At 72.3% G+C, this 26877-nt stretch carries 25 protein-coding genes; 15 read left to right on the top strand and 10 right to left on the bottom strand.

Annotation, left to right across the window (positions count from 1 at the left end):
• Positions 1-30: 30 nt before the first annotated feature.
• Positions 31-1998, bottom strand: coding sequence for a PhoX family protein (locus DA085_RS16115; RefSeq protein WP_237565570.1), 1968 nt, complete (start codon positions 1996-1998; stop codon positions 31-33).
• A 257-nt stretch (positions 1999-2255) separates the two neighbouring features.
• Here DA085_RS16115 and DA085_RS16110 point away from each other — a divergent pair, with 257 nt between their 5' ends.
• From DA085_RS16110 to DA085_RS16100, 3 genes are all read left to right on the top strand, one after another.
• Complete coding sequence (locus tag DA085_RS16110; RefSeq protein WP_109473998.1) at positions 2256-2846, top strand: carboxymuconolactone decarboxylase family protein; 591 nt, start codon at positions 2256-2258, stop codon at positions 2844-2846.
• Positions 2847-2856: 10 nt separating this feature from the next.
• Positions 2857-3729 carry an RNA polymerase sigma-70 factor gene (locus DA085_RS16105; protein WP_202619273.1) on the top strand — a complete coding sequence of 291 codons (873 nt, stop codon included), beginning with the start codon at positions 2857-2859 and terminating at the stop codon, positions 3727-3729.
• A 98-nt stretch (positions 3730-3827) separates the two neighbouring features.
• Positions 3828-4823 (top strand): hypothetical protein, encoded by a 996-nt coding sequence (locus DA085_RS16100; RefSeq protein WP_154402231.1) that lies wholly within the window; start codon positions 3828-3830, stop codon positions 4821-4823.
• Here the strand turns inward: DA085_RS16100 and DA085_RS16095 are convergent.
• The 4 genes from DA085_RS16095 to DA085_RS16080 form a co-directional block, all read right to left on the bottom strand.
• On the bottom strand, positions 4793-5155 hold the full coding sequence (locus DA085_RS16095) for a nuclear transport factor 2 family protein (RefSeq protein WP_154402230.1): 363 nt from the start codon (positions 5153-5155) through the stop codon (positions 4793-4795). The two genes, DA085_RS16100 and DA085_RS16095, sit on opposite strands and share 31 nt — an antisense overlap.
• Before the next feature lie 47 nt (positions 5156-5202).
• On the bottom strand, positions 5203-6162 hold the full coding sequence (gene rarD, locus DA085_RS16090) for an EamA family transporter RarD (protein ID WP_109473994.1): 960 nt from the start codon (positions 6160-6162) through the stop codon (positions 5203-5205).
• Between the two features lie 95 nt (positions 6163-6257).
• Positions 6258-7364 carry a 2-oxoacid:ferredoxin oxidoreductase subunit beta gene (locus tag DA085_RS16085; RefSeq protein WP_202619272.1) on the bottom strand — a complete coding sequence of 369 codons (1107 nt, stop codon included), beginning with the start codon at positions 7362-7364 and terminating at the stop codon, positions 6258-6260.
• Between the two features lie 2 nt (positions 7365-7366).
• Entirely contained in the window at positions 7367-9247 is a 1881-nt protein-coding gene (locus DA085_RS16080) for a 2-oxoacid:acceptor oxidoreductase subunit alpha (RefSeq protein ID WP_109473993.1), read from the bottom strand.
• Positions 9248-9418: 171 nt separating this feature from the next.
• Here DA085_RS16080 and DA085_RS16075 point away from each other — a divergent pair, with 171 nt between their 5' ends.
• Entirely contained in the window at positions 9419-10579 is a 1161-nt protein-coding gene (locus DA085_RS16075) for an AAA family ATPase (protein ID WP_109473992.1), read from the top strand.
• Between the two features lie 29 nt (positions 10580-10608).
• Here the strand turns inward: DA085_RS16075 and DA085_RS16070 are convergent, their stop codons facing one another.
• From DA085_RS16070 to DA085_RS16050, 5 genes are all read right to left on the bottom strand, one after another.
• Positions 10609-11859, bottom strand: coding sequence for an SGNH/GDSL hydrolase family protein (locus DA085_RS16070; RefSeq protein WP_154402229.1), 1251 nt, complete (start codon positions 11857-11859; stop codon positions 10609-10611).
• Positions 11860-11982: 123 nt separating this feature from the next.
• Complete coding sequence (locus DA085_RS16065) at positions 11983-12837, bottom strand: ABC transporter ATP-binding protein (RefSeq protein ID WP_109473990.1); 855 nt, start codon at positions 12835-12837, stop codon at positions 11983-11985.
• Entirely contained in the window at positions 12821-13696 is an 876-nt protein-coding gene (locus DA085_RS16060) for an ABC transporter permease (RefSeq protein ID WP_161958521.1), read from the bottom strand. Before DA085_RS16060 ends, DA085_RS16065 begins: the two co-directional genes overlap by 17 nt.
• Complete coding sequence (locus DA085_RS16055; protein WP_109473989.1) at positions 13693-15384, bottom strand: glycosyltransferase family 4 protein; 1692 nt, start codon at positions 15382-15384, stop codon at positions 13693-13695. The genes DA085_RS16060 and DA085_RS16055 overlap by 4 nt, the downstream gene beginning before the upstream one ends.
• Complete coding sequence (locus tag DA085_RS16050; protein ID WP_109473988.1) at positions 15381-16622, bottom strand: glycosyltransferase family 4 protein; 1242 nt, start codon at positions 16620-16622, stop codon at positions 15381-15383. The genes DA085_RS16055 and DA085_RS16050 overlap by 4 nt, the downstream gene beginning before the upstream one ends.
• Positions 16623-16847: 225 nt before the next feature.
• On the opposite strand from DA085_RS16050, the gene DA085_RS16045 reads away from it, so the two are divergent.
• The 11 genes from DA085_RS16045 to htpX are packed head-to-tail and all read left to right on the top strand — an operon-like array spanning position 16848 to position 26791.
• A complete protein-coding gene (locus tag DA085_RS16045; RefSeq protein WP_109473987.1) occupies positions 16848-17204 on the top strand; it encodes an NADH-quinone oxidoreductase subunit A in 357 nt (118 codons plus the stop codon).
• Positions 17204-17791, top strand: coding sequence for an NADH-quinone oxidoreductase subunit B (locus tag DA085_RS16040; protein WP_202619271.1), 588 nt, complete (start codon positions 17204-17206; stop codon positions 17789-17791). Before DA085_RS16045 ends, DA085_RS16040 begins: the two co-directional genes overlap by 1 nt.
• Positions 17788-18306, top strand: coding sequence for an NADH-quinone oxidoreductase subunit C (locus tag DA085_RS16035; RefSeq protein ID WP_109473985.1), 519 nt, complete (start codon positions 17788-17790; stop codon positions 18304-18306). Before DA085_RS16040 ends, DA085_RS16035 begins: the two co-directional genes overlap by 4 nt.
• Positions 18306-19268, top strand: coding sequence for an NADH-quinone oxidoreductase subunit NuoH (nuoH, locus tag DA085_RS16030; RefSeq protein WP_109474048.1), 963 nt, complete (start codon positions 18306-18308; stop codon positions 19266-19268). The genes DA085_RS16035 and nuoH overlap by 1 nt, the downstream gene beginning before the upstream one ends.
• Entirely contained in the window at positions 19265-19831 is a 567-nt protein-coding gene (locus tag DA085_RS16025) for a NuoI/complex I 23 kDa subunit family protein (protein WP_109473984.1), read from the top strand. Before nuoH ends, DA085_RS16025 begins: the two co-directional genes overlap by 4 nt.
• On the top strand, positions 19828-20334 hold the full coding sequence (locus DA085_RS16020) for an NADH-quinone oxidoreductase subunit J family protein (RefSeq protein ID WP_109473983.1): 507 nt from the start codon (positions 19828-19830) through the stop codon (positions 20332-20334). The genes DA085_RS16025 and DA085_RS16020 overlap by 4 nt, the downstream gene beginning before the upstream one ends.
• Positions 20331-20738: an NADH-quinone oxidoreductase subunit NuoK gene (gene nuoK / locus DA085_RS16015; RefSeq protein WP_109473982.1), complete on the top strand. Its 408-nt coding sequence runs from the start codon at positions 20331-20333 to the stop codon at positions 20736-20738. Before DA085_RS16020 ends, nuoK begins: the two co-directional genes overlap by 4 nt.
• Positions 20735-22789, top strand: a complete 2055-nt coding sequence (locus DA085_RS16010) for an NADH-quinone oxidoreductase subunit 5 family protein (protein ID WP_237565563.1) — start codon at positions 20735-20737, stop codon at positions 22787-22789. The genes nuoK and DA085_RS16010 overlap by 4 nt, the downstream gene beginning before the upstream one ends.
• On the top strand, positions 22786-24372 hold the full coding sequence (locus DA085_RS16005) for a complex I subunit 4 family protein (protein ID WP_237565562.1): 1587 nt from the start codon (positions 22786-22788) through the stop codon (positions 24370-24372). Before DA085_RS16010 ends, DA085_RS16005 begins: the two co-directional genes overlap by 4 nt.
• Entirely contained in the window at positions 24369-25895 is a 1527-nt protein-coding gene (locus DA085_RS16000) for an NADH-quinone oxidoreductase subunit N (RefSeq protein ID WP_109473981.1), read from the top strand. Before DA085_RS16005 ends, DA085_RS16000 begins: the two co-directional genes overlap by 4 nt.
• A 38-nt stretch (positions 25896-25933) precedes the next feature.
• A complete protein-coding gene (htpX, locus tag DA085_RS15995; protein ID WP_109474045.1) occupies positions 25934-26791 on the top strand; it encodes a zinc metalloprotease HtpX in 858 nt (285 codons plus the stop codon).
• The last annotated feature ends 86 nt before the right edge of the window (positions 26792-26877 follow it).

The following is a 26877-nucleotide window of genomic DNA, read 5'->3' as shown; positions in this document are numbered from 1 at the left end:
GGCTCAACCCTGCCGTTGGTCCTGGGGGGCTCAGCCCCTGCCGTTGGCCTTGGGGCGGTAGGCGTGGAACACACCAGGTCGCGGCTGGCCGTCACCCAGGTAGGGGTAGGTGCTGACCGGGTTGGACGGGCTGGCCCCCGAGACCTCACCGGGGTGCTGGACTGCTGCCAGCACGGTGTTGTCGTGGAGGTCGATGTAGGGACCGCAGCACTCGGCCCCGACCGGCACCGAGAGGAACTGCTGCAGGTGCCCGGCCTCCGCGCCGTCCACCGGGTAGAGGTACATCGCGTCGCAGTTGCCGAGCGTGCCCGGCTGGCCGTCCGTGGCGATCCACAGGTGCCCCTCCGGGTCGAAGGCGACGTTGTCGGGGCAGCTGATCGGGGAGACGTCCTCGCGGTCGTACCCCAGGAAGTACGCCGTCGGGTCGTTCGGGTCGCCGGCCAGGAGCACGATGCGCCAGTGGAACGTCAGGCCGGTGTGGTCGTTGCCGTCCTCGGACATCTCGATGACGTGGCCGTGCTTGTTGCCGAGGCGCGGGTTGGCCTCGTCGACCTCGACGCGCCGGCTGTTGTTGGTCAGCGCTGCATAGATCCGGCCGTTGTGCACGTTGGGCTCGACGTCCTCGGGGCGGTCCATCTTGGTGGGGCCGACCTGGTCGGCGGCCAGACGCGTCCAGATGAGGACCTCCTCGACGCTGAAACCGGGGACGTGTGAGGCGCCGTCGACGACCAGCGGGATCCAGGAGCCGGAGCCGTCCCACTCACCGTCCTCGAGACCGTCACCGACGAACTTGGCGACGTAGAGGTCGCCCTCTGACAGCAGCCCCATGTTGTGCTGGCGGTGGGCAGGGCCCTCGCGGTAGGTGTCCCGTGACACGAACTTGTAGATGTAGTCGTGCCGCTCGTCATCACCCATGTAGGCCACGACGTGACCGTTGTCCGCGACGATGACGTTGGCCCCCTCGTGCTTGAAGCGACCCAGGTTCGTGTGCTTGACCGGGGTAGAGGTCGGGTCGGAGGGGTCCACCTCGACGACCCAGCCGAAGCGGTTGACCTCGTTGGGCTCGGTCGCCACGTGGAACCGGTCCTCGACGCGCTCCCAGCCGCGGCCGCCGCTGGTCAGACCGTAGCGCGCCAGCTTGCCCTCGGGGTCCGGGGCGCCGGTGGTGTCGAAGTACTGGTTGAAGTTCTCCTCGCCGGACAGGACCGTGCCCCACGGTGTCACGCCACCCGCGCAGTTGTTGAGTGTGCCGAGCACGAGTGCGCCGGTCGGGTCGGCGGAGGTGCGCAGCGCCTCGTTGCCGGCGGCCGGTCCGTCCACGGCGAACTCGGTCCAGGTGTGGATGCGACGGTTCGCGCTACCACCGCGGACGTACTCCCACGCCTCGTGCTTGTTCTGTCGCCGGACGTCGACGATGGTCATCCCGTGGGCGGCCATGACGATGCGGAGCTGCTCGTCGGTGAGGTCGTCGGAGCCGGAGACCTCGAACATCAGCTCGTCGTTGGTGTACTCGCTGTTGAACACCAGGACGGCCTTGTTACCGCCGTTGCCGTTGCGGATCAGGGTGACGTAGTCGGCGTTGTAACCCGCCTGCTTCAGCTGGGCCTCGGCGGTCTGGTTCCAGAAGTCGAACTCGGGAGCGCCGGCCTCGACCGGGTCGCCCCAGGAGATGATCGGCTTCCAGGTGAAACCCTCGGGCACCACGACGTCGTCCACCGTGCGTGGGGTCGGTGGGATGGCCTGGAACAGCGCGCTGCCCCTCGTGGACGGGGCGGCAGCGGCGGGCGCGGTCGCGCCCAGCCCGGCCAGGCCCAGCACCGCCGCACCGAGGCCGCCGGCCTTCAGGGCGTTGCGACGGGAGACGCGAGAGTTCACGACGTCACGGAACGTCCGGTTCGCCGAGGTGTTGGGGATCTCGTGGAAACAGGCGTCACCACAGCGGTACTTGCAGGTCATCCGGTCGCGGCCACCGTTGTGCACAGGGGTCAGCGACAACACGGGGAGCGAACGACGAGAGGTAGGGGCAGTCACGATCATCCTTTGCTTGGTCGAGTCAGGACGTGCTCGGTCCTGCGCAGGACGCTAGGGTGGCAGGATTGCCGGTCGGCATACGCCGGCGTAAACGGCAGGGGTCCACCTCGTGTCCGTTGGGGGTCGCGTCGGTCAGGGGCAGGTATGCCGGGGCGGCGGTGGTGTCACAACCGGTGGTCGGCCGGCGTCTTCATGGCATGACCCCGACGACAGGAGACAAGCTGATGAGCGGCAACACCCGCGTTCCCCGCACCGAGATGACCGGCGTCTACGGGGGGCTGCTCAAGGTCGCGATGCGCAGGATGCTCGGCGCCGTGCCGGAGGGCGCCGAGGTGATGTGGCACCACCCGAAGCTGTTCACCGACATGATGAGGTTCGGGGCCCGGACGGAGAAGTGGGACAAGCTCGACCGCAACCTCTCGACGTTCGCCGTGATGGCGGCAGCGGCGGAGATCGGCTGCGAGTTCTGCCTGGACTACAACTACTACCTGTCCCGCCACAAGGGGCTGGACGAGGCGAAGGCCCGTGAGGTGCCACGCTGGCGACAGTCGGATGTCTTCGGGACCGTGGAGCGACGGGTGATGGAGTATGCCGAGGCCATGTGCCAGACCCCGCCGACGGTCACGGACGAGATGTCGGCCGCCCTCCTCGACGACCTCGGGCCGGCCGGGTTGCTCGAGCTGACCGCCAAGGTGGCCTTCCTGAACTCCAGCGCCCGAGCGAACATCGCCCTCGGCATCCACTCCGAGGGGTATGCCGCGGCGTGCGGACTGGCGCCGCTGGCAACCGGCTCGCCGGTGCCGACGGACACCTAGCATGAGGTGCATGGGCGCCGACCCGTTCCTCTCCCACCGCAGCCTGCTCTTCACCGTGGCCTACGAGATGCTGGGCTCCGCGGCAGACGCCGAGGACGTCGTGCAGGACAGCTGGCTCAGGTGGCGGGACGTCGACCGGGCCACGGTCCGCGACCCGCGGGCCTACCTGGTCCGGATCGTGACGCGCAAGGCGCTCGACCACCTCCGCACGGTGACCCGGCGGCGGGAGGACTATGTCGGTCCCTGGCTGCCGGAGCCGTTGCTGACCAGCCCCGACGTGGCGGAGGACGTTGAGCTGGCGGACAGCCTGTCGACGGCGATGCTGCTGGTCCTCGAGACGCTGACACCGACCCAGCGGGCGGTGTTCGTGCTGCACGAGGTGTTCGAGGTCGGCTACGACGAGCTGGCGGAGGCCGTGGGCAAGACGGAGGCGGCGGTGCGCCAGATCGCCCACCGGGCACGCGCGCACGTGACCGAGCGTCGGCCGCGGGGTGGGACCTCGCGGGCCGCCACGCGGGCTGCCCTGGAGGCGTTCCGGACAGCGCTCGACACGGGTGACCTGCAAGGGTTGGCTGACGTGCTCGCTCCTGATGTCGTCCTGCTCGGCGACGGGGGCGGCATCAAGCAGGCGCTGCCCCGACCGGTGTCGGGGGCGGAGAAGGTGACCCGGCTGCTGGCGGTGGGGCTCGCCACCGTGCGCGGCGCGATGTCGGCCGAGCCGGTCCACGTCAACGGCTGGCCCGCTCTCCTGCTCCGCCTGGACGGTGAGGTGGACTCGGTGCTGACGGTGCGCGTCGAGGAGGGCCTGGTCACCGGGATCTACACGGTTCGCAATCCCGAGAAGCTGTCGCGCATCCTGGAGGAGGCGGTTCTCAGCCGCTGATCCGTGGCCCACAGGCAGCAGGCCGCCGGAGGGCAGCGGCCCCGTCGCACGAGGGGCCGCGTCAGGGGAGGGGGCTCGTCCGCCGTTAGCCTGAGCCGGTGACCTCCACGCGCGCCCGCCGGATGACCGCCGGTGCCTGGGCCATGCTGCCGTTCGGCGGGCTCCTGCTCGCGGCCGGCGTCTGGCCGCCACCGGACCGTGTGCCGACGCACTGGACCTCCGACCTGCCGGACGGCTTCGGCACCGGCGCCGGTGTGTTCTCCGTCGCGCTGTCGGTCGCCGGGTTCTGCGCGGTGGCTGCCGCCCTGGTCGCGGTCCTTGCTGCGGTCGTGCCCGCTGTGTGGAGCAGGTGGCTCATCGCGCTGCTGGCCGGTGTGGGAGGCGCCGCCGCGGCGACCTACGTCGGCTCGGCGTGGGGCACACACCTGGCAGGTGCACCGGAGAAGGTCCACGTCGTCTGGGCGCTCGCACCGTTTGCGGTCGGCCTGGTGTGGGCCGTGGTCGCCTACCTGCTCAACCGTCCGGGGCCGGTTGATCGTCAGACCGTGATCGACACCGTGCCCGAGCGCTCCAGGGTGGTCCCCGTGGCGCCCGGGGCGGACGCGCCGTGGGCCACGACCGTCCGGTCGGGCACCCTCACCGGCACCGCGGTCTTCGTGGGGGTCGTGCTCACCCTGACCGCGGTGCTGTCGTGGATGACCAGCCCCTGGATCGGGCTCCTCGTCTCACTCGTGGCGGTGGGAGCCACGGGACTCACCGCCGCGTGGTCGCGCGTCGAGATCCGCGTGGACGACCGAGGGCTGACCCTGCGCTCCCAGGTCCTGCCCGTCACGGTGCTCAGGGTCCCCGCCGAGGAGGTCCTCGGGGTGGAGGCCACCGACCTCGACCCGATGGCGTGGGGCGGGATCGGTCTGCGCTGGCTGCCGGACCGGACGGCCTACATCGTCCGTGGCGGCCCGGGACTGGTGGTGCACCGCGCCAGCGGACGACGGTTCGGCGCGGAGATCACCGAGGGCGAGCAGGTCGCCGCAGCGGGGGCCCGCGCCCTGCTGCGGTCGGCCGGTCAGGCCATGGCCGCCGGCGGCTCCTCGTAGCGGACGATCGACACCAGACAGCCGTAGTCGACCCGGAACACGCACCAGGTCGGTGTCGGCTCGGACGGCGCCGGAAACGGCGTGTTCTCGGCCGTCCAGCGGGCCAGCTCCTCGACGACGACCACGCCGGGGGAGGACTCGGTCAGCTCGTGCTGTGGCTGCAGCCGGATCCCCGAGCGCCGCAACCAGCCCCGCATCAGGTCGTGCCCGCGGCCGGTGCCACGGGGGCCACCGACCTCGACCTCGGGATGGCAGCAGGCAACGGCCGCCTCGATGTCCCCACCATTGACCGCCTCGTGCCAGGCGGTCACCGTCTCCACGGATGTGCGCATGCCTCCACCCTGGACCGCGGTGCCGGAGAGCACAACCGGACCCCGGCTCAGATCGCAGCGCCCTCGGCGGCGCGGGCCAGGCGGCGGGAACGGCCGGCCGAGAGCACGGAGTCCACGGAGAGCACGGTGAGAGCGACCCAGACCAGGGCGAAACCGAGCCAGCGTGAGGGTGGCATCACCTCGCCGAGCACGAGCACACCGCAGAGCAGCTGCAGCACGGGGGCGATGAACTGCAGGAGGCCGATGGTGACCAGGGGCACCCGTGTGGCGGCGGCGGCGAACAGGAGCAACGGGACGGCCGTGATGATGCCGGTGCCCACCAGCAGTGTCGTGTGCCCAGGGCCCAGGCCCACGAAGGTGGCCTGGCCGGTGACCCCGAGCCAGACGAGCAGGGCGATCGCGAGGGGCGTCATCACGACGGTCTCCCCGGTGAAGGACTGCAGCGCCGACAGCGACGAGCCGATCCGCTTCTTGAGCAGACCGTAGGTCCCGAAGCTGAGGGCCAGCGTCAGCGAGATCCAGGGCACCGTGCCGTAGTCGACCGTCAGGTACACACCGGCCACGAGGCCGGTGCCCACGGCCACCCACTGGGCCGGCCGCAGGCGCTCGCGGAGCACCAGGACGCCGATCGCCACGGTGACGAGGGGGTTCAGGAAGTAGCCGAGGGCGGCCTCTGTCACGTGACCCGACATCACCGCCACGGTGTAGACGGTCCAGTTGGTCGCGATGAGGGCGCCGGCGGCGGTCATCGTCAGCAGCAGCCGGCGGTCCCGGAACATGTCCAGGACCCAGCGGGCCTGTCGGGCGAGCGCGAGGACCAGGACGCACAGGAGCAGGGACCACACCACCCGGTGGGCCAGCACCTCCCAGGCCGTGGCCGGCTTGAGCACGGCGAAGTAGAGGGGCAGCGCGCCCCACACCAGATAGGCGAGGACGCCGTAGCCGGTGCCGCGGCGCACCTCGGCCTCGTCCGGGGCGCTCGGTGGGTCGGACGGACGGCTCGCCACAGACCCAGCGGACGGGACCGGCACACCAGCCGCTCCCGTCCCGGTGCTGCCGGCGGCCGGGACAGGAGCGACGGACCCCGTCCCGGGCGTGGGGCTCACCCCACGGTCCAGGTGTCACCGCCGCGCAGCAGCGCAGCCAGGTCGTCGTCGTCGGCGGGGCCACCGGCACCGGACCGGGCACCCTCCACCTGGGCGCGCACTTGGTCGTCATAGGTGGGGCGGTCGACGGAGCGGAAGATGCCCATCGGGATGTGCGTCATCGACCCGTCGTCGATCCGGGAGAGCGCGAAGGCAGTGGACGGGTCGCCGGTCCCGGCGTCGTGGATGAGGACGGACCCGGGAGCGGCCTCGCTCTCCGGCGCCACGGACAGGGCGCCATCGGCTCCCCGGACCACGACGTGCTCGGCACCGGAGCGCACCGGCTCACCGTGGACCAGGCTGAGCACCCGGGCCTCCTTCTCGTCGCGGTCCTTCAACAGCTGGAAGGCGCCGTCGTTGAAGATGGGGCAGTTCTGGTAGATCTCGACCAGGGACGTGCCGCGGTGCTCCGCGGCCGCCCGCAGCACCGTCGTCAGGTGCGCACGGTCGGAGTCCATGGTCCGGGCGACGAAGGTGGCCTCGGCACCGAGCGCGAGGGACACCGGGTTGAACGGGTGGTCCACCGAGCCGACCGGAGTCGACTTGGTGACCGAGCCGACGTCGGAGGTGGGGGAGTACTGCCCCTTGGTCAGGCCGTAGATCTTGTTGTTGAACAGCAGGATCGTCAGGTTGACGTTGCGACGCATGGCATGGATCAGGTGGTTACCACCGATGCTGAGCGCATCACCGTCGCCGGTGATGACCCACACCGACAGGTCCTCCCGGCTCGTCGCCAGGCCGGTCGCGATCGCGGGGGCGCGTCCGTGGATGGAGTGCATCCCGTAGGTGTCCAGGTAGTAGGGGAACCGCGAGGAGCAGCCGATACCTGAGACGAAGACGATGTTCTCGCGGCGCAGCCCCAGGTCGGGCAGGAAGCCCTGCACCGCGGCGAGCACGGCGTAGTCGCCGCAGCCGGGGCACCAGCGGACCTCCTGGTCGGAGGTGAAGTCCTTCTTGGTCTGCTTCGGGTCGTCGTCGCTGACCCGGGGCACGCCGACAAAACCCCTCGGCGTGGTGTTGCCGTTCCGGGCGTTCCCGGGGCCCGTGGGCGTGTCTGTGGTCACCCTCAGCGCACTCCTTCCAGCGTCTGCGCGACGGCCTTGTGGAGCACCTCGGCCAGGTCGGCGGCGGGGAACGGCAGGCCGCGCACAGCGGTGTGCGACTGCACGTCCACCAGGTAGGTCCCGCGCAGCAGCAGCGCCAGCTGCCCGAGGTTCATCTCGGGGACGACGACGTGGTCGTAGGCGCGGAGCACGTCGCCGAGGTTGCGGGGGAACGGGTTCAGGTGGCGCAGGTGGGCCCGGGCCACGGACACGCCGGTCGCCCGCACGAGGCGCGCGGCAGCCGCGATCGGGCCGTAGGTCGAGCCCCAGCCCAGGACCAGCACCCGGGCGTCGCCGGAGGGGTCCTCGACCTCGAGGTCGGGAATCGTGTCGGCGATGCCGTCGATCTTGCCCTGCCGCAACCGGGTCATCCTGTCGTGGTTGTCGGGGTCGTAGGAGATGTGGCCGGTGACGTCGGCCTTCTCGATGCCGCCGATGCGGTGCTCCAGCCCGGCGGTGCCGGGCACCGCCCACGGGCGGGCCAGGGTCTGGGGGTCGCGCAGGAACGGGTGGAAGACCGGCTCACCCGCGTCGTCGGTGTCGTTGGGGCCGGTGGCGAACTCGACGTCCAGCTCCGGCAGGTCCGCGACGGACGGCACCCGCCACGGCTCCGAGCCGTTGGCCAGGTAGCCGTCGGACAGCACGATCACGGGGGTCCGGTAGGTGGTGGCGATGCGCACCGCCTCGAGGGCGATGTCGAAGCAGTCGGACGGGGACTGCGGGGCGATGACGGCGACCGGGGACTCACCGTTGCGGCCGTGGATCGCCTGCAGGAGGTCGGACTGCTCGGTCTTGGTCGGCAGGCCGGTGCTCGGCCCGCCGCGCTGGATGTCCAGTATGACGAGGGGCAGCTCGGTGGACACGCCCAGCCCGATCGTCTCGGCCTTGAGAGCAAGACCCGGGCCCGAGGTGGAGGTGACCCCGAGGGCGCCGCCGAAGCTGGCGCCGAGGGCCATGCCCACGGCGGCGATCTCGTCCTCGGCCTGCAGGGTGGTCACGCCGTAGCGCTTCATCCCGGACAGGGTGTGCAGGATGTCGGAGGCAGGCGTGATCGGGTAGCTGCCCAGTACCAGCGGCAGGCCGGTGCGGTGCGCGGCCGTCACCAGACCGAGAGCCATCGCGGCGTTGCCGGTGATGGTGCGGTAGGTGCCCGGTGGCATCGTCGCGGGGGCCACCTCGAACCGGACCGCGAAGTCCTCGGTGGTCTCGCCGTAGTGGAAGCCGGCCCGCAGGGCCGTGAGGTTGGCCTCGAGGATCTCGGGTGCCCGGGCGAACTTGGCGCGCAGGAACGCCTCGGTGCCCTCGAGCGGCCGGGAGTACATCCAGGAGAGGAGGCCGAGGGCGAGCATGTTCTTGGCCCGCTCCTTCTCCTTGCGGGTCAGCCCGAAGTCGGCGAGGGCCTCGACGGTGATCGAGGTCAGGGCGATCTCGTGGACGTGCCACGACTCCAGGCTGCCGTCCTCGACGGGGCTGGCCTGGTAGCCGACCTTGGACAGGTTGCGCTTGGTGAACTCGTCGGTGTTGACGATGATCGTGCTGCCCCGGGGCAGGTCCGGCAGGTTGGCCTTGAGCGCCGCGGGGTTCATCGCGACCAGCACGTCCGGGTGGTCCCCGGGGGTCAGCACGTCGTGGTCGGCGAAGTGGAGCTGGAAGCTCGAGACGCCGGGCAGGGTGCCGGCAGGGGCGCGGATCTCGGCCGGGAAGTTGGGCAGCGTGGAGAGGTCGTTACCGAGCGCCGCGGTCTCGGAGGTGAACCGGTCGCCGGTCAGCTGCATCCCGTCGCCTGAGTCTCCGGCGAAGCGGATCACGACACGGTCCAGCTTCTGCAGGGGCTTGCTACTCATGCCGGGAGGGTCACCAGATCTCGTGTCGCGGGGGATGTCCCTCCCATGGTAGGCCCGTTCGCGGTGGGGAGCCCTCTCCGGCTGCGGTTGTGTGACCTGGGGAACAGCCCCCGTCAGGGCTACCGTGGAGCGGGACCGGGCGGTGTCGCTGTCAAGTGGCAGGGTAGGCCCATGATCCGCACGATCGCGGTGCAGGGGTACCGCTCGATCCGTGACCTCCAGCTCGAGCTGACCGGCCTGGACGTGGTCACCGGTGCCAACGGCGCGGGCAAGTCCAACCTCTACCGGGCGCTGCGGCTGCTCGCCGGCTGCGCGGACGGCTCCGTGGTCGCGGCCATCGCGCACGATGGTGGCCTGGGCTCGCTGCTGTGGGCCGGCATGGAGCGCCCGACCAGGGACGTGGTCGCCGGTCGTGCTCCGGCACAGGGCACCGTCCGCAGGGGTGCGGTCGCCCTGCGGCTCGGGTACTCCGGCGACGGGCTCGGCTACCTCGTGGACCTGGGCATCCCCCCGCCGGGGCACAGCCCCTTCGTCAACGACCCGGAGATCAAGCGTGAGCAGATCTTCCACGGGCCGGTGGCCCGCCCGGGCAGTCTGCTCGTCGACCGGCACGGGGCAGTGGTCCGCGTGCGCGACGAGGCGTGGCGCACCCTGGACCAGCAGGCGGCTCCGCAGCAGTCGGTCCTCGCCGAAGCCGCCGGGGTGGAGAGCGCCCCGGAGATCGCCTCGGTCCGTGACGGCATCCGTGGCTGGCGCTTCTACGACCACTTCCGGACCGACCCGCACGCGCCCGCACGGCAGCCGTGCATCGGCACGGCCTCACCCGTGCTGGATCCCGACGGCGCCAACCTGGCGGCCGCGCTCGCGACCATCGACTTCCAGGGGGACCGGGACGGCGTGGCGTCCGCGGTGGAGGCGGCGTTCCCGGGCTCGACCCTGTCCGTGGACGCCCTCGACGGCGGCCGGGTGCGGGTGCTCCTGCACCAGCCCGGGCTGCTGCGGCCGCTGGTGCCGCGTGAGCTCTCCGACGGCACCCTGCGCTACCTGCTCCTCGTGGCTGCCCTGCTGACGACGCGGCCTCCGGGACTGATGGTGCTCAACGAGCCGGAGACGAGCCTGCACCGCGACCTGCTGCCTGCGCTGGCGGGGCTGATCGCGGACGCGGCCCGGGCCACCCAGGTCGTGGTCGTGACGCACGCCCCGGAGCTGATCGCGGGCCTCGCGCAGCGCGGCGCCCGCCGCCACGAGCTGGTCCGCGACCCCGGCGGCACGTCACTGGCCGGTGCAGGGGGTCTGTTCGACGGGCCGCGCTGGGCCTGGCCCACCCGCTGAGCGGCTGGTCGGCACCACGTGCCGAGGGGTCAGAAGCGGGTCGCCGCTTCCGGTGCCGACCAGTGGCCCGGGCTGGGCTGCGTCGGGAACGGGAAGGTGGGCTCCTCGCTCGGGTCCTCGGTCGGGTCGTCCGGCGGCGGCAGTGTCGGCTCCGGCGGGAGTGTCGGTTCGGGCTCCGTGGGCTCGGGTTCCGTGGGCTCCGGCTCGGTCGGGTCCTCGGTCGGGTCGTCCGGCGGCGGGGGCGGCGGCGGTGGTGTGTAGGGCGGGGGTGGTGTGTAGGGCGGTGGCGGGGTGTAGGGCGGGGGAGTGCCGGTCGGCTCGACGGGCGGGTCCACCGGCTCCTCGGTCGGCTGTGTCGCCGAGGGCAGCGTCGGCTCCACGATCGGCTGGGGGTCGGCCTCGGCCGGGGGAGCGATCTCGTGGTCGAACAGGGCCAGCTGGACGATCTGTGCCCACCGGGCCGCGCCGGCCAGGTTGACGGACAGCGGGTCGCGGGTGGAGACGGTCAGGAAGGTGAGTCCCTCGTCATCGAACACCTCCGCGACGTCGATCACGGGCGCGTCCGCCTGCTCCGCCCACTCCCGGGTGATCTCGGTGAGCTGTTCGAGACCGTCCTGGCGCGGCGGCTGCACGACCGTCCGGAGCTCCGCGTCGCTCTCGTCCTCCAGGGCCGACCAGAGCTGCTCGAGCTCGTCCTCGAGGTCGTCACTGCTGTTGGAGCGTCCGAAGTTGAGCAGGACGGCGTCCGTGCCGCCGGGCAGGTACAGATCGAGCCGCTCCGCGGCATACTCGGGGGTGCCGCCGACCAGGCTCGCGTTGAAGACGTGGATCGTCGACTCGCCACTGCCGAGCACGACCGGGTCGCCGTACACCGTGGGGTCCGACACGGTGGGCGTGCGGTACTCGACCGTCCGCTCCTGGGCGAGCAGCTCGGCCCAGGCCCGGACCCAGTCGGCGGGGTCCGACCCCGTCTGGTCACCCAGCACCACGACGGTGAGGTCCTCACCGTCGGCGTACCGGCCCGCCAGGCCCGCAGGCTCCGTCGCGGTCTCGGTGCGGGTGGGAGGCGGCACGGCGGTCCACGTCGGTGCGGGGGGCGCGGTCTCGGACACGTCGTCGGGTGCCGGCCCCTCCAGGTCGGTGGGCGCGGCGTCGTCGGGGTTGAACAGCTCGGACACGCTCCGACTCGAGGTCGCGATGACGAGCGCTGCCACCAACAGGATGTTCATCATGATGATGACCAACCCGAGGCTGGCACCCCGTACTCTGCGCGTCGTCACCAGTTCATCGTCCCTCATGATGCGGATAGGCCCCGAAATGAGGATAACGCGGGCGGGGCGACCGGAACGCATTCCTGCGGGTGAGCGCCCTCACACGAGCGGGACGCCGCCGGGCGCCCGGGTCTACTCCTCGTCCGCTCGTGCGGCCTCGGCCATCGCGACACCCTTGGCGATCTCCTTGCGCAGGATGCCCTCGGCCACCTCGTGCTTGCCGTTGGCGACGTTCCACGCCCACCAGCGGTACATCGTCGCGGTCTCGCCGGCGGGCCCGTCCTGGACCAGCTCGCCGTTGTGGAGCCAGATGGCCCGGGTGCAGGTCTGCTCGACGGTCTTGCCGGAGTGCGTCACGAGGAAGACGGTGCCGGCCTGCTCCCGGATCTGGGCCATCCGCTCCTCGGCCCGGTTGCGGGACGTCTCGTCACCGGTCGCGAGGGCCTCGTCGATCAGCAGGATCTCCGGCTGGCTGGCTGCCGCGATGGCGAACCGCAGGCGTGACCCCATGCCGGAGGAGTAGGTCTTCATGGGTCGGTGGATGGCGTGTCCCAGGTTCGCCTGGGTCGTGACCTGAGCGATGGCCTCCTCCATGGCCTCCGGGGAGAAGCCCATGGCGAGCAGCCCGAGCCGGGCGTTGGCCAGGCCGGACAGCTCGGGCTGCAGCGCCGCGTTGACCCCCAGCAGGACGGGCTGGGACGACGCGGTCACCGACCCCCGGGTCGGCACGTCCAGCCCGGCGATGAGGCGCAGCAGCGTGCTCTTGCCCGAGCCGTTGACGCCGATGACGCCGATCGACTCGCCGGACTGCGCGACGAAGGACACGTCCTTCAGGGCCTCGAGCTTGACCGTCGGCCGCCAGCCGAACCGCGCGAGCGCCCGCGGGAGGGGACCGAGCTCTCGGACCCGCTCCAGGCTGGGGACCCGGAAGGTGCGACTGACCCGGTCGACGACGACGGTCGGGTGGGTCTCACTGCTGCTGGGCATAGCTCTCCTCACCCTGCCAGAAGTAGAGGAAGGCCATCACCGGGGTCAGGACCGCCCAGGCGGTCAGGATCATCCAGCTGCGCGCGGTCGGCAGCGCGTCGTAGAGCAGGATGTCGCGGGTGATGTCGAGGACCAGGTACATCGGGTTGGACTGGAGGACCGCGACCCAGAAGTCGTCCTGGACGAAGCGGGTGATCGGGAACATGACGCCGGAGCCGTAGAACCAGATCCGGGTGACGAAGCCGATGAAGAACTTCAGGTCCGGGAGCGCGGCACCCAGGCGGGCGCAGTAGAGCACGACCCCGGTGTTGAACAGGGTCTGCAGCACGAAGACGAGGGGGAACAGCAGCCAGGTCCAGGTGACTTCCACCGGTGACTTGGCAGGGGCCAGCACGAGGATCAGGAAGGCCATCGTGGCCAGCACGGGGGCCATCGAGATCGCCTCGCGGGTCAGGACGGCCAGGGGGATCGAGGCGCGGGGGAAGGCGAACGACTGGAGCAGGTTGCGGCTGGAGATCATGGCGCTCACGGCGGAGTTGGTCGCCCGCGTCGTGAACGTGAACATGAAGATCCCGATGAGCAGGAACCCCACGAAGTTGTCCATGCCCCTGTCGATTCGCAGGATGAGAGCGAAGATGATGTAGTACGTGATCCCGTCCAGGATCGGCTTGCCGATGAGCCACAGGTTGCCCAGGATGTAGTCGCGGTTGCCGGAGAAGGCGCGCGCCCGGGAGTCGGCATAGATGAAGTGCCGTCGCTGCCACAGGTCGCTGAGGTAGGTGCCCAGGGACGGCCGACGGCCGATCGGTCGCAGCCGCGGCGCCGCGGTCGCCCGGGTCGTGTCGTGGCGGGGTGTCACGCCCGGCTCACCTCCTGGTAGATCTGCTGGTAGCGGCGCACCAGCTCCGGCCACGTGTGCCTGCGGGCCACCCGGCGTCCCTCCTGCGCCAGGGCGTCCCGCAGGGCGTCGTCGGAGGCCAGGCGCAGCACCGCGTCAGCCAGGTCGGGGGGATGTCCGGGAGCAACCACGAGCCCAGTCTGCCCGTCCGTCACGATCTCGGTGAGCGCCGGTAGCGCGCTGACGATCACGGGCCGCCCCGCCCCCAGGGCCTCCATCACCTTCAGCGGGGGCACCAGCTGGGTGACCTCGTGCTGCTGACGGGGCACGGCGACCACGTCCAGCCGGGCCAGCCAGCGGCGTGCCTCCTCACGCGACACGCGCCCCGGCAGGTGCACCACGTCCCGCAGCCCCAGCTCGTCCACCTGGCGTGCCAGCTCCGGCCAGGCCAGTCCGTCGCCGACGATCGCCGCCCGGACGTCGGCCCCCGCCTCCCGGGCCAGGGCGACGGCCTCGAGGAGCACAGAGAGCCCCTCGTAGTGCACGACCGAGGTCACCGCACCGACCCAGGTCCCGGCCCGCGGGAGGCCGTCCTGCTCGCGCACCGCCGCCGCGTCGCCAGGGAGGTCGAGGACTTCCGGGCCGATCCCGTTGGGGACGATGGTGATGCGCTCGGCGGAGACTCCCCGCGAGATGAGGTCCGCGCGCATGGGTCCGGAGAGCGTGACGACCCGGTCCGCCGCCGCCGCGACCTCGGCCTCGCGTGCGCGCCAGGCCGTGTAACGGCTGCTGGCGTAGGGGTCCGGGTCCCCGGCGTGGGAGCGCCGGGAGGCCCAGGTCCGCTCGAGCTGGCCGCGGACCTCGTGGACCCACGGCAGGTCCAGGGCGGCGGCCGCGGCCTGCGCGGCGAGCGCCGTCGGGTAGTGCGTGGTGGAGTGCAGGTGGGTGGCGCCCTCGCGGGCGGCCAGCGCCGTCAGGTCGAGCGCCCACTGGTCCACGCGCCCGGCCTCGCCCGGCGCCATGGGCAGCGGCATGCTGCGGTGGTAGGTGACGTCGTCGATCCGGTCCGACGGTCCGGACCGCCAGCGCCCGATCGTCGCGGGGTAGCCGGGCCGCGTCATCGCGGACACGGGGATGCCGGCCGCCTGCTGCGCGGTGAGGATGTCGTGGGTCCGCAGGGTGTAGCCGGAGCGGGTCCACGGCAGGGAGTTGGTCAGGACGTGCAGCACCCGCGGTGTGCCGTCCGCCCTCCAGGTGCGGGTGGCGTCGGGGAGCGGGCGGGGGCCCGGCTCCAGGGCTGCGATGTCACCGAGGGCCCGGTGGCGCTGCCGCCGGGAGGCCGTCGTGGCTGCGCCGGAGGCGGTCTCCAGGTCACCGGTCAGCCAGCCCCACCGGGCGGCGTGGCGTGCCGAGTCCGGTGAGGGTGGCAGGCCGGCGTGCAGCGCGAGGGAGTCGGCGAGGGGTCCCCGCCGGCCCTGCGCGAGCAGCTCCCGCGCCTGGGCCGGCTGGTCCATCAGCAACCGTCCCCACGCGGCGGCGGTGGTGCCTCCGGTGCGCGTCGCCAGGCTCCCCAGCCGGGTGCGCACGGGTGCCGGCAGCGTCCGCCCGGCCTGGACCAGGAACCACGCGGGATCGTCCAGGGCGAGCGACCCTGCGGCCGCGAGGACGGCGCAGCCGTGCTGGAGCCGTTGTCGCAGTGCCGCGATCACCGGTCCGCCGCCGCGAGGGCGTGCAGGATCTCCAGGTAGTCGCTCGCGACCCGCGACTCCTCGGCGTACTCGCGCACCCACCCGCGCATCTGCTCCTGGTCCGGCTCGGCGGGAAGCCGCTTGGCCAGGGCGATCCACTCGGCAGCCAGGGCCTCCGCGTCACCGGGAGGCGTGGCGAACCCGGCGCCCGTCGCGTTCACGATGCGCGCGGCCTCGCCGTCGACCGACGCGGAGACGTGCATGCCGAGCTCGAGGGCCTCGTAGAGCTTGGAGGGCACGGTCATGCTCAGGGCGGGCCACTCGCGCAGCATGATCAGGAACGTGTCGGCCCACCGGTAGTGCAGGTGGATCTGGTCGCGGGACTGGGCGCCGCGCACCGTCACCGGGACCCCGAGCGCCTCGGCCGCCTGCTGCACGCGGGTCTTGCCCGCACCCGTGCCGATGACCCGCATCGCCACGTCGACCCCCGCGTCCTGGACGATGCGCAGGGCGCGCACGGCGGTCTCCAGCCCCTGGGCGCGCCCGACCGTGCCGACGTAGACGATCCGCAGCTGGCCGTCGGGCTGCCGGGGCTCGTGCTCGGTGTAGTTGGGCAGGGGGTGGGCGGTGTTGCGGACCACGTCGACGTTGGCCACGCCGCGTCCCTGGAGCACCTCGGCGAAGGTGGCGGTGGTGGTCACGACATAGTCGGCGGAGCGTTGCAGCAGGGTGATGAAGCGGGCGGCGAAGCGGGCGAGCAGGTACTTGGCGTGCGGGTGGCGGCGGTTCTCCCCGCCCTCCCAGCGGTCGACGACCGCCAGCAGGTCGGGCCAGGCGTCCCGCACCTCCAGCAGCAGGGGCTTGCGCAGCAGCCGGGCGAGCAGCCAGCCGGCTGCCAGGGTGGGGAGCGCCGGGGCGGTCGCGACGATGACGTCCGGCGCGAGGTCCCGCCGGCGCAGGACGGTCACGACGGAGGAGACCGCCGAGGTCAGCTGGTCCCACATGATCGACCCGACACTGCCTGACGTGGCCCGGAACCGGACGCGGTGCACGGTCTCCCCGTGGCGGCCCTCCTCCGTGGAGCCGGCGCCGCCGCCCTCATAGGTGTCCAGCAGCCGGCCGAGCGGATAGTGGGGTGGCGGAGCCACTACGTCCACCTGATGACCCGCCCGCACGAACTCGCGCACGAGGCTGGACCACCGCAGCTGTGGCGGTCCCGTTTCAGGGTCGTAGTAGTGGGTCAGGAGGAGGATCCGCAATCCCTCGAACCTTCCCGTTGGCTGCTCTCTCGTTCCCGGCTGGGCGGGGTCACTCTAGCCGTTTCCGGCCGCGGCGACACGCACGCCGTGCCACGGCATACCGAGAAATGACCCGCCGCCTCTCCACCGCAGCGGTTCCCGGCGGTGCGGCCCGTGTGCCGGAGGCGGCCCGCGCACCTCGTGGGCTCCTGCCGCCGGGCGCCTCCGCGCGTTAGGCTCCACCTGATGACCGACTACCTCGTGGTGCTCGCCGTGACCGTGACCGGGATCCTCCTGGTCGTGGCTGCAGCGGGTGCCCGCAGGCTGCTGGCACCGCACGATCCCCAGCCGCGCAAGCTCACCACCTACGAGTCCGGTGTGGACCCCGTCGGCTCCGGGTGGGGGCAGGGCGCGGTCCGCTACTTCGTCTACGCCCTGCTCTACGTGGTGTTCGCCGTCGACGTCGTCTACCTCTTCCCGTGGGCGCTGGTGCTGCGCACGGACCTGGGGGCGGCGTCCCTGGCGGAGATGGGCATCTTCCTGGGCGTGATCCTGGTCGGGCTCGGCCACGTGTGGCGGCGCGGTCTGCTGAGGTGGGTCTGATGACCGTCGACCTGCCGACCCCGCGCGTGGGACGCGCCGCCGAGGCCGCGCCGCAGGCGGTCCGGGTCGTGCTCAACTGGGGCCGGCGCTACAGCCTGTGGGTGTTCAACTTCGGGCTCGCCTGCTGCGCCATCGAGTTCATCTCCGCGTCGATGGCCCGGCACGACTTCATCCGGCTCGGCGTCATCCCCTTCGCCCCCGGGCCGCGCCAGTCTGACCTGATGGTGGTCTCCGGCACGGTCACCGACAAGATGGCCCCGGCCGTGCGTCGGCTCTACGACCAGATGCCCGAGCCGAAGTACGTCATCTCCTACGGAGCCTGCTCCAACTCCGGCGGGCCCTACTGGGACTCCTACTCGGTCACCAAGGGCGTGGACCAGATCATCCCGGTGGACGTCTACGTGCCCGGCTGCCCGCCCAGGCCCGAGGCGCTGCTGCACGGCATCCTGACCCTGCAGGAGCAGATCGCCGCCGAGACCCCCGGCCGGGCCAGGGCCCGCTCCCGACCTCGACCGTATGCCGAGCAGCCGGCCTCTGCGGGCGAGGTCACCCGAGGCCTGTTGTCGCCCCCCGAGGAGACGTCGTGATCACCCGCGACGTGGAGCCCGCGGAGTGGGCCGAGCAGGTGCGCGCGGCGCGCGGGGAGGGGTTCGACTTCTTCGACTGGCTCTCGGCGGTCGACCAGACCGATGCCGAGGAGTCGCCGGGGCTGGACGTCGTGTGCCACCTCATCCGCACCCACCCCTGGGAGCGGGTCCTGCTGCGCACGCGGGTCGCCGAGGGGGCGCCGCTGGCCAGCGTCACCGACACCTTCCGGGGTGCGGCCTGGCACGAGCGCGAGACCCACGAGATGTTCGGGATCGACTTCCCCGGTTTCGATGACGGGACCGGTCACGGTCTGCGGCCGCTGCTGCTGCCCGACGGGTTCGAGGGCACGCCGCTGCGCAAGAGCTTCCAGCTGGCGGCCCGTGCCTCCAAGGCCTGGCCGGGTGCCAAGGAGCCCGGGGAGGGCGGCGGCGACCAGGCACCTGCACCGCGCAAACGCGCCCGGCGCCGGCTGCAGCCACCCGGGGTGCCCGACGAGTCGTGGGGTCCGCGCTGATGGAGCTGCCGCTCACTCTCGAGATCATCCTCAAGGCCGTGGTGGTGCTGGCGGCCTTCCTCACCCTGCCGCTGGCGATCGGGCAGACCGAGCACAAGGTCATGGCGCACATGCAGGGGCGGCTCGGGCCGATGGAGGCCGGCCCGCACGGCATCGCCCAGCTGGTCGCCGACGGCATCAAGTTCGTCCAGAAGGAGGACGTCACGCCGGCCGCGGCCGACCGGTGGGTCTTCCGGCTGGCGCCGGCGGTCGCCCTCATCCCCTATCTCATCGCGCTCGCGGTGATCCCGTGGTCGGCCGCCTGGGTCGCCGCCGACGTGCCCGCCAGCCTCCTGTTCGTCCTGGCCGTGACCTCGGTCGGCATCTTCGGCACCCTGATGGCCGGGTGGGGCAGCGGCAACAAGTACTCCCTCGTCGGTGGGATGCGCGCCGGCGCCCAGCTGGTGAGCTACGAGCTGCCGATGGTGCTCGCGGCCGCCTCGGTCGCCATGGCCGCCGGCACGCTGTCGCTGACGGGCATCGCGCAGGCCTGGTCGTGGTGGTGGCTGGTGTGGCAGCTGCCCGGGGCACTGGTCTTCCTCGTCGCGGCGGTCGCCGAGCTGCAGCGGGTCCCGTTCGACTCACCGCTGGCCGACTCCGAGGTGGTCTTCGGCCCCTACACCGAGTACACCGGGCTGCGGTTCGCGTTCTTCCTCCTGGCGGAGTACGCCGGCATCGTCGTGATGTCCCTGCTGTTCACCGTGCTCTTCCTCGGCGGCTGGGCGGGGCCGTGGTCCGACACGCTCGGACCCGTCTGGACGCTGCTCAAGGCGACCCTGGTGGCCATACTCATCCTGTGGTTGCGGATCGCCTGGCCCCGGGTGCGGGAGGACCAGCTCCAGCGCCTGGCCTGGATGGTGCTGGTGCCGCTGGCGCTGGTCCAGCTGGCCCTGACCGGCGTGGGAGTGGTGGTGTGGGGATGACTGAGCAGAAGCCCGGTGCGCTGGACCTGCTGCGCGGCCTCGGCAAGGGGCTGGCGACCACCGCCAGGACCCTGGCGACACCCGCACACACGCGCCAGTACCCGCACGTCGAGCCCGACCTTCCTGAACGGTCCCACGGGGTCATCGCCCTGCTGGAGGAGAACTGCACCTCGTGCATGCTGTGCGCCCGGGAGTGCCCGGACTGGTGCATCTACATCGACTCGCACAAGGAGACGCTCGAGCCCACGACCGAGGGCGGACGTGCCCGCCAGCACAACGTGCTGGACCGCTTCGACATCGACTTCTCGCTCTGCATGTACTGCGGCATCTGCATCGAGGTGTGCCCGTTCGACGCGCTGTTCTGGGCGCCGGACTTCGCCTACGCCGAGGGCGACATCCGCAACCTGTTGCACGACAAGCCGAAGCTCGGCACCTGGATGGAGCGCGTGCCCGAGTCCGCGCTGCCCGAGTCCGCGGCGCCCGAGTCCGCGGTGCCGGAGGCCGGTGCGGCCGGGTCCACGGCGCCGCAGGCCGGGGCGGCAGTGCCGGAGGCCGACGAGTGACCAGTCGCGACGTCCTGTTCGCGGCAGTGGGGTTGATCACCGCTGCCGCTGCCGTGCTGGCGGTCACCAACCGTCGCGTGCTGCACGCCGGGCTCTGGCTGGTCGTGGCCCTGGGCGGCCTCGCCGGCTGCTACCTGGTGCTCGGTGCCGAGCTGGTCGCCCTCGTGCAGCTGCTCGTCTACGTGGGCGCGGTCGTCGTGCTCGTGCTGTTCGCCCTCATGCTCACCCGTGCCGGCGCGGGTGAGGTCGACACGTCCGTCGCCCACCGCTGGCTCGCCGCAGCCGTCGGGGCCGGCGTGACGGTGCTCCTCGGTGGGACGCTCGTCGCGGCCTACGGCTGGGAGAGCCGCGCGGTGGCGGGCGCCTCCAACGAGGTCATCGGCGCACAGATCTTCGGCACCTGGGTGTGGCCGTTCGAGCTGCTCTCCCTCCTGCTGCTGGCGGCGCTCGTGGCGGCGGTCGCCGTGGCCACCACCGGGCACGGCCGGCAGGGTCGCTCGTGAGTCCCGCGCTGCCGCTGCTGCTCGCGGCCCTCCTGGCCGGCACCGGCACCTACGGCGTGCTCGCGCGGCGCCATGCGGTGCTCATGCTCATCGGGGTGGAGCTGCTGCTCGGTGCGGCGGGGCTCCTGCTGGTCACGGTGGGACAGTTCGCCCCCGACCCCCTGGCCTCCGGTGCGGTGCTGACCCTGTTCGTGATCACCATCGCCGCGGCGGAGATCGTGGTGGCCCTCGCGGTGATCATGGCGATGTTCCGCACCCGGGGTGATGTCGACCTGACCGGCGAGGCCCTTTCCGCCGACGAGGCCGGCTCGACCGCTGGCGGCACCGCGACCGGTGAGGCCACACCGGCCGTTGAGGCCCCGACCGGCGACGCTGCCACGGAGCCGGAGACGGTGGCGCCGTGAACGAGGTGCTCGACCTGCCCTGGCCGGACTGGGAGATCCCCAGGCTGCCGCTGCCGCACCTGCCCGACATCCCGCTGCCCGACCTGCCGGTCACCCCCGCCCAGGTGGCGGTGCTGCTCACGGTGGTCGCCGCCGTCCTCGGGCTGGCCGTGGGCAGGCGGGCCTCCCGGCCCGCTGCCTGGGTGGCCGTCCTCACCTCGGGACTCGTGCTGGCCACGACCGTCTGGCAGCTCTACGTCGTCTACGAGCTGGGCGGCGTCCAGGTGTCGCGCACGGTCGGCGCGCTGGCCTTCGGCGAGCTGAGCGTCCCGCTCGAGCTGGTCGCCACCCGCCTGAGTGCGCTCGTCGCGGCGGTCGTGGCGCTGGTGGCGCTCGTCGTGCAGGTCTTCGCCCGCTGGTACCTCTGGTACGACCCGCGCTACCGCCAGTTCTCGGCGACCGTGTCCCTGTTCACCGCCGCGATGCTCCTGGTGGTGCTCTCCGGCGACGTGGTGCTCACCCTGATCGGGTGGGAGGTCATGGGCTGGTGCTCGTTCCTGCTGATCGGGCACCTGTCGGCCAAGGACTCCGCCAACCGTGCCGCGGTCAAGGCGCTGCTGGTCACCCGGTTGGCCGACGTCGGCTTCGTCATCGGGCTGATCTGGCTCGCCGCCGGTGCCGGCTCGACCTCGATCGAGCGGATCATCGGGCACTGGACCGGCGTGGGACCTGACGGCACCGCCACGAGGGTTCCGGAGGCCGCTCAGGGGGCGCTTGCGCTGGCGATGATCTGTGTCGTCATCGGCGTCGTGGGCAAGTCGGCGCAGCTGCCGTTCCAGGACTGGCTGCCCGACGCGATGGAGGGCCCCACCCCCGCCTCCGCCCTGATCCACGCCGCGACCATGGTCGCCGCCGGCACGGTCGTGCTCGCCCAGCTGTTCCCGTTGCTGCAGGCGGCCGGGCCGGCGCGGTTGCTGCTCGCGGTGCTCGTGTCGGTCACCATCGTCCTGGCGGCGCTCCTCGCCTTCGCCCAGCCGGACCTCAAACGCCTGCTGGCGTGGTCGACCGTCAGCCAGGTGGGGCTCATGCTCGCGGCGCTGACGGTCGTCCCGTCGGGAGCCGGCCCGGACGTCGCGATCACCCACCTGATCTCCCACGCCTGGTTCAAGGCGCTGCTGTTCCTCACGGTCGGCTGGATGGGGGTCCTCACCGGGGGCACGGTGGTGCGGTATGTCGTGTCCTCCACCAAGCGGTACCGCTCGCTGCGGCGACCGATGGGGATCGGTCTGCTCGCCCTGGCCGGGGTGCCGCCGATGGTGGGTTTCGTGTCCAAGGAGCTGGTCCTGGCGCAGGCCGAGCACGGGGTGCAGGACGGTGTCGGGCCGGCGGGCACGATCGTGCTGGCCGCGGTGGGCGCCAGCGTCCCGCTGACTGCGGCCTACTGCATGCGCGCCTGGCTGATCCTCGACCGCGGCCCCCGGCGGGCCCCCGCCCCGGCACCGCGCCGGGCGCAGGAGCACCAGATGATCGACGACTTCTTCGAGGAGCCGGACGTGGTGGAGGAGGCCATCGGCATCGAGGAGGCCGAGTCGGCGATCTCCTCCTCCGCGCGGGCCGCGGTGGCCCTCCTCGGCTTCTTCTCCGTGGTCGGCGGCATCGTGGTCTTCACCCCCCGGCTGCAGCTCGACGTGACGATCAACCTGCAGCTGCTCGTCGCGGCCCTGCTGCTCATGGCGCTCGCTGCCCTGGCGGTGTGGGTGGTCTCCCGCGGCGTGGGGTCCCGCGACGCCGCGGCCCGGCTGCCGATGCGGGTCAGCCTCGCCGGTGAGCGCGGCCTGGGCTTCGACCGGCTCTACCGCGTGCTGGTCGCCGGCCCGGTGCTGTCCCTGGCCCACGGCGTGCAGTGGCTGGACCGGGAGGTGCTGGATGCCTACGTCCGTGCGGCCGGCCCGGCAGCGCGGTTGCTCGGCGCCGTCCTGGAGCGCACCCACCCGCGCCGCCCCGCACCAGGCCTGGTGCTGGTGCTCGGCGGCGTCCTCGTGCTCGGCCTCATCGGGGTGGTGCTCACGTGAGTGTCCTGGAGGCCCTGGCCCTGCCCGTGCTCGTGCTGACCCCACTGGTCGTCGCCGTCTGGCTGCTCGTGGCGGACCGGGTCGGCACGCCACCCCGCCCGGGCACCAGCCGCGGGATCGCGGTCGGCGCCGCGGTGCTCGTGGCCGCCGCCGCCGTCGTCGTGGTGTGGCGACGGCCGGAGGTCGACCTGCTCTGGGTCGACAGCCTCGGCGTCCGGCTGGACCTCGGCGTCGACGGCCTGAGCGCGCCGTTCGTGCTGCTCACCGGGCTCATGGCGCTCGTCGCCACGCTGGTGCCCTACCACCACCCGCTCACCGACGCCCGGCTCGGGGAGCCCGGTCGGCACGAGCCCACGGTGGCGCTGCCCGTGGTCGGTGCCGACCTGCCGCGGCCCCGTGCGATCGCCACCTACTACGCCTGCCTGCTGGTGGTGGTCGGCGGCTCCCTGCTGACCTTCCTGACCCGCGACGCCGTCGTCTTCTTCGTCGCCTTCGAGCTGGTGCTCGTCCCGATGTGGGTGCTCATCGCGCGGCACGGCGACGCGACCAGCCGGGCCGACCGGGACGGCGCGGCCCTGCGCTTCCTGCTCTTCACGGCCACCGGGTCGATGCTCATGCTGATCGGGATCCTGGCCCTGTGGGGCGCCACGGGGACGACCGACCTGGCGCGGTGGGCCGAGCTCGCCGGTGGATCCCTGGGCCACGGCACGCAGGTGACGGTCACCGTCATCCTGCTCCTCGGGCTGGGCATCAAGGTGCCGGTCTGGCCGCTGCACACCTGGCTGCCGTGGGTGCACGCCACCGCGCCGACCGCCGGGTCGGTGCTCCTGGCCGCCGTGCTCCTCAAGATGGGCGCCTACGGCATGATCCGGCTGGTCGCCGCGCCGCTGCCCGACGGGCTGACCACGGTGGCTCCGGTGCTGGCCGGTCTCGCCGTCACCGGCATCCTCTGGGCCGGGCTCGCCTGCCTGGTCGAGCAGGACCTCAAGCGGCTCATCGCCTGGGCCTCGATCGGCCACCTCGGGTTCGTGGTCCTGGCGATCGCGACCGGCTCGGAGACCGGGCTGCAGGCCGCGATCTACGGCAACATGGCGCACGGTCTGATCTCGGCGCTGCTGTTCGTCCTCGTCGGCTCGCTGAAGCACCAGTGGGGCGGTGCGGACCTCGGGTCGCCCCGGGCGGCGCTGCGCGAGGTCAGCCCGCGGTTCGGCTTCGCGCTGGTCCTGGGGATGGCGGCCGCGATGGGGCTGCCCGGCCTCGCCGGGTTCTGGGGCGAGTGGGGCGCGCTGTATGCCGCGTGGGACCCGGGCCCCGGCCGCACCGTCTGGTGGTTCCGCGGCTTCGCGGTCGCGGCGGCCCTCGGTGCCGTCCTGGCCGCGGCGTATGCCGTGCGGGTCCTGCGGGAGGTGTGGGCCGGCGACCGCCGCAGCCCGGCCATCCGTGACGTGCGCGGGGTCGAGCTCGGCGTCCTGTTCGTGCTGGGCGTGGGCATCGTGGCACTGGGTGTCTACCCCGTCGCCCTCCTCGACCTCACCGCGCCGGCGGCAGAGGCCCTCGTGACCACCCTGGGGGTGGGCCGATGACCCTGGAGCTCAACCTCTCCGCGCTCTGGCCCGTCCTGGCGCCGGCGCTGGCCGCGGTCCTGGTCCTCGTGCTCGACGTGGTCCTGCCCCGCGCACACGCCACCCACCTCTGGGTCGCGGCGGCCGGCCTGGTCGGTGGCGCGGTCGCGACCGTGCCGGCGATCGGTCAGGGCAGGGGCGACTCCACCGGCGCCTTCTGCCTGCCCTCCGGGGACTGCCTGTATGCCGTCAGCTCGCTCACCGGCGGCCTGCAGCTCCTCGCCCTGGCCAGTGCCCTGGTGGTGCTGGTGCTCACCTGGTCCCGGTGGCGCCGGGCCGCGCGGGGGGACCGGACCAGCGCTCCCAGGGTCGTGCTCGTGGGGCTGTTTCTGGCCGCCACGGCGGGCGTGGCCGCGGTGCCCGCGGCCCGTGACCTCGGCACTCTGCTGGTCGCCCTGGAGCTGGCGACGCTCCCGGTCGTCGGGCTGGTGGCGCTGGAGCGCCGCGCGCACCGGCACGCGGGGGCGGTCGCGGGTGCCGTCGCCCTCCTCATGACCTCGCTGGTCTCCTTCGCGCTGCTCGCGCTCGGCGCCGCGCTCTGGGTCGCGGCCACCGGGACGGCTCTCCTGTCACCGGCGGCCGCGGCCGCGGCGGCTGCCGTGCCCGAGCAGGCGGCGCTCCTGCTGCTGGCGGCCGTGTTCGTGCTCGCCGGGCTGGGCTTCAAGCTCTCCACGGTCCCCTTCCACGCCTGGACACCGCTGACCTACGCGACCGCGCCGCTGCCGGTCACGACCTACCTGGCAGGCACCTCCAAGGTGGCCGCCCTCGGCGGCATGATCGTCCTCGTGCAGACGCTGGCCGGCACCTCCGGTTTCGCCCTGGTCGCCGTCGCGGTGCTGGCCGCGCTCACCATGACCCTCGGCAACGCGATGGCGCTGCGACAGACCGACCTGGTCCACCTGCTGGCCTGGTCGGCCGTCGCGCAGGCCGGCTGGCTGATGCTGCCGCTGGCCTCGCTCTCCTCCCGGGCGGTGCACGCTGCCGGGGGCTACCTCGCGGTCTATGTCGTCGCCACCGTCCTGGCCTTCGTCGTGGTGACCGCCGTGGCGCACCGCCCGGGCGGTGGGACGTCCCTGGACGACCACCGCGCGCTCGCCCGGAGGCAGCCGCTGACCGCGGCCGCGCTGGGGTTCGCCCTCCTGACCCTGGCCGGGCTGCCGCCGGCGCTCATCGGCCTGGTCGCCAAGGTCGTCGTCCTGCGTCCGGTGGCGGCGGACGGCACCTGGTGGCTCCTCGTCGTCGCCACGCTCAACATCGCCCTCGGGATCGCCGTCTACGTCCGGTGGCTGGCGGCCCTCATCGAGCGGACCGCCGAGGAGCAGGCCGGTGCCGCGGTCGTCGCCGCCGCGATCACCGGGTCGGGTGAGCCTGCCGAGCAGGCCGGCTCAGCGGCATACGCCATGCCGTGGTCGCACCGGGTGCTGATCACCGCCCTGGCGGCGCTGCTGCTGCTCGGCAGCATCGCGCCCGTCGGCATCTTCTGACCGCGGAACACGACGGGTGGATGGAGCGTTTCCCCAGCATGCACAAGCACTACAACGGCCTGAAGACCGCGCTGCTGTTCGGCGCGATCTGGGCCCTGCTCCTCGGGCTCGGCGCCGTCATCGGCAACGGCCGCTTCATCTGGCTGTTCGCCCTGATCGGTGTCGCCACGACCGCCTACGGCTATTGGAACTCCGACAAGCTCGCGATCCGGGCGATGAAGGCCTACCCCGTGACGCCGGAGCAGCAGCCGGCGATGTACCGCATCGTCGAGGAGCTGTCGGCGCGCGCCGGCCAGCCGATGCCCCGGCTCTACGTGAGCCCGACGGCCGCGCCCAACGCGTTCGCCACGGGCCGCAACCCGCAGAACGCCGCGGTGTGCTGCACTGAGGGGATCCTGCACCTGCTCGACGAGCGCGAGCTGCGGGGCGTGCTCGGGCACGAGCTGATGCACGTCTACAACCGCGACATCCTGACCGGCTCGGTGGCCGCCGCGATCGCCGGCGTCATCACCTCCGTTGCGCAGATGATGCTGTTCTTCGGCGGCGGTGGAGGGGAGAACCGGCCCAACCCGCTCGCGATGATCGCGATGGCGCTGCTCGCGCCGATGGCCGCCATGCTCATCCAGCTCGCCATCACCCGCACCCGGGAGTATGACGCGGACGAGGACGGCGCGACGCTCACCGGTGACCCGCTCGCCCTGGCCAGCGCCCTGCGCAAGATCCACTACGGCGCCCAGGCCGCACCGCTCGCCCCCGAGCCGCAGCTGGTCAACGCCAGCCACATGATGATCGCCAACCCGTTCCGCGCCGGTGACGTGAAGAGCCTCTTTGCCACGCACCCGCCCATGGAGGACCGGGTCGCCCGCCTCCAGGCGATGGCTGGTCGACAGGGCTGAGGCACCCGCTCCGCCACAACGGCTGGCAGTTCGGCGACGGACCTGCCGCTGCAGCGCTGGGACCTGCGGTGATGCGCGCTGGGCCT

It is taken from the genome of Ornithinimicrobium cavernae (assembly GCF_003121625.1).
Classification (GTDB): domain Bacteria; phylum Actinomycetota; class Actinomycetes; order Actinomycetales; family Dermatophilaceae; genus Ornithinicoccus; species Ornithinicoccus cavernae.
This window is presented reverse-complemented; position numbering and strand designations above follow the sequence as displayed.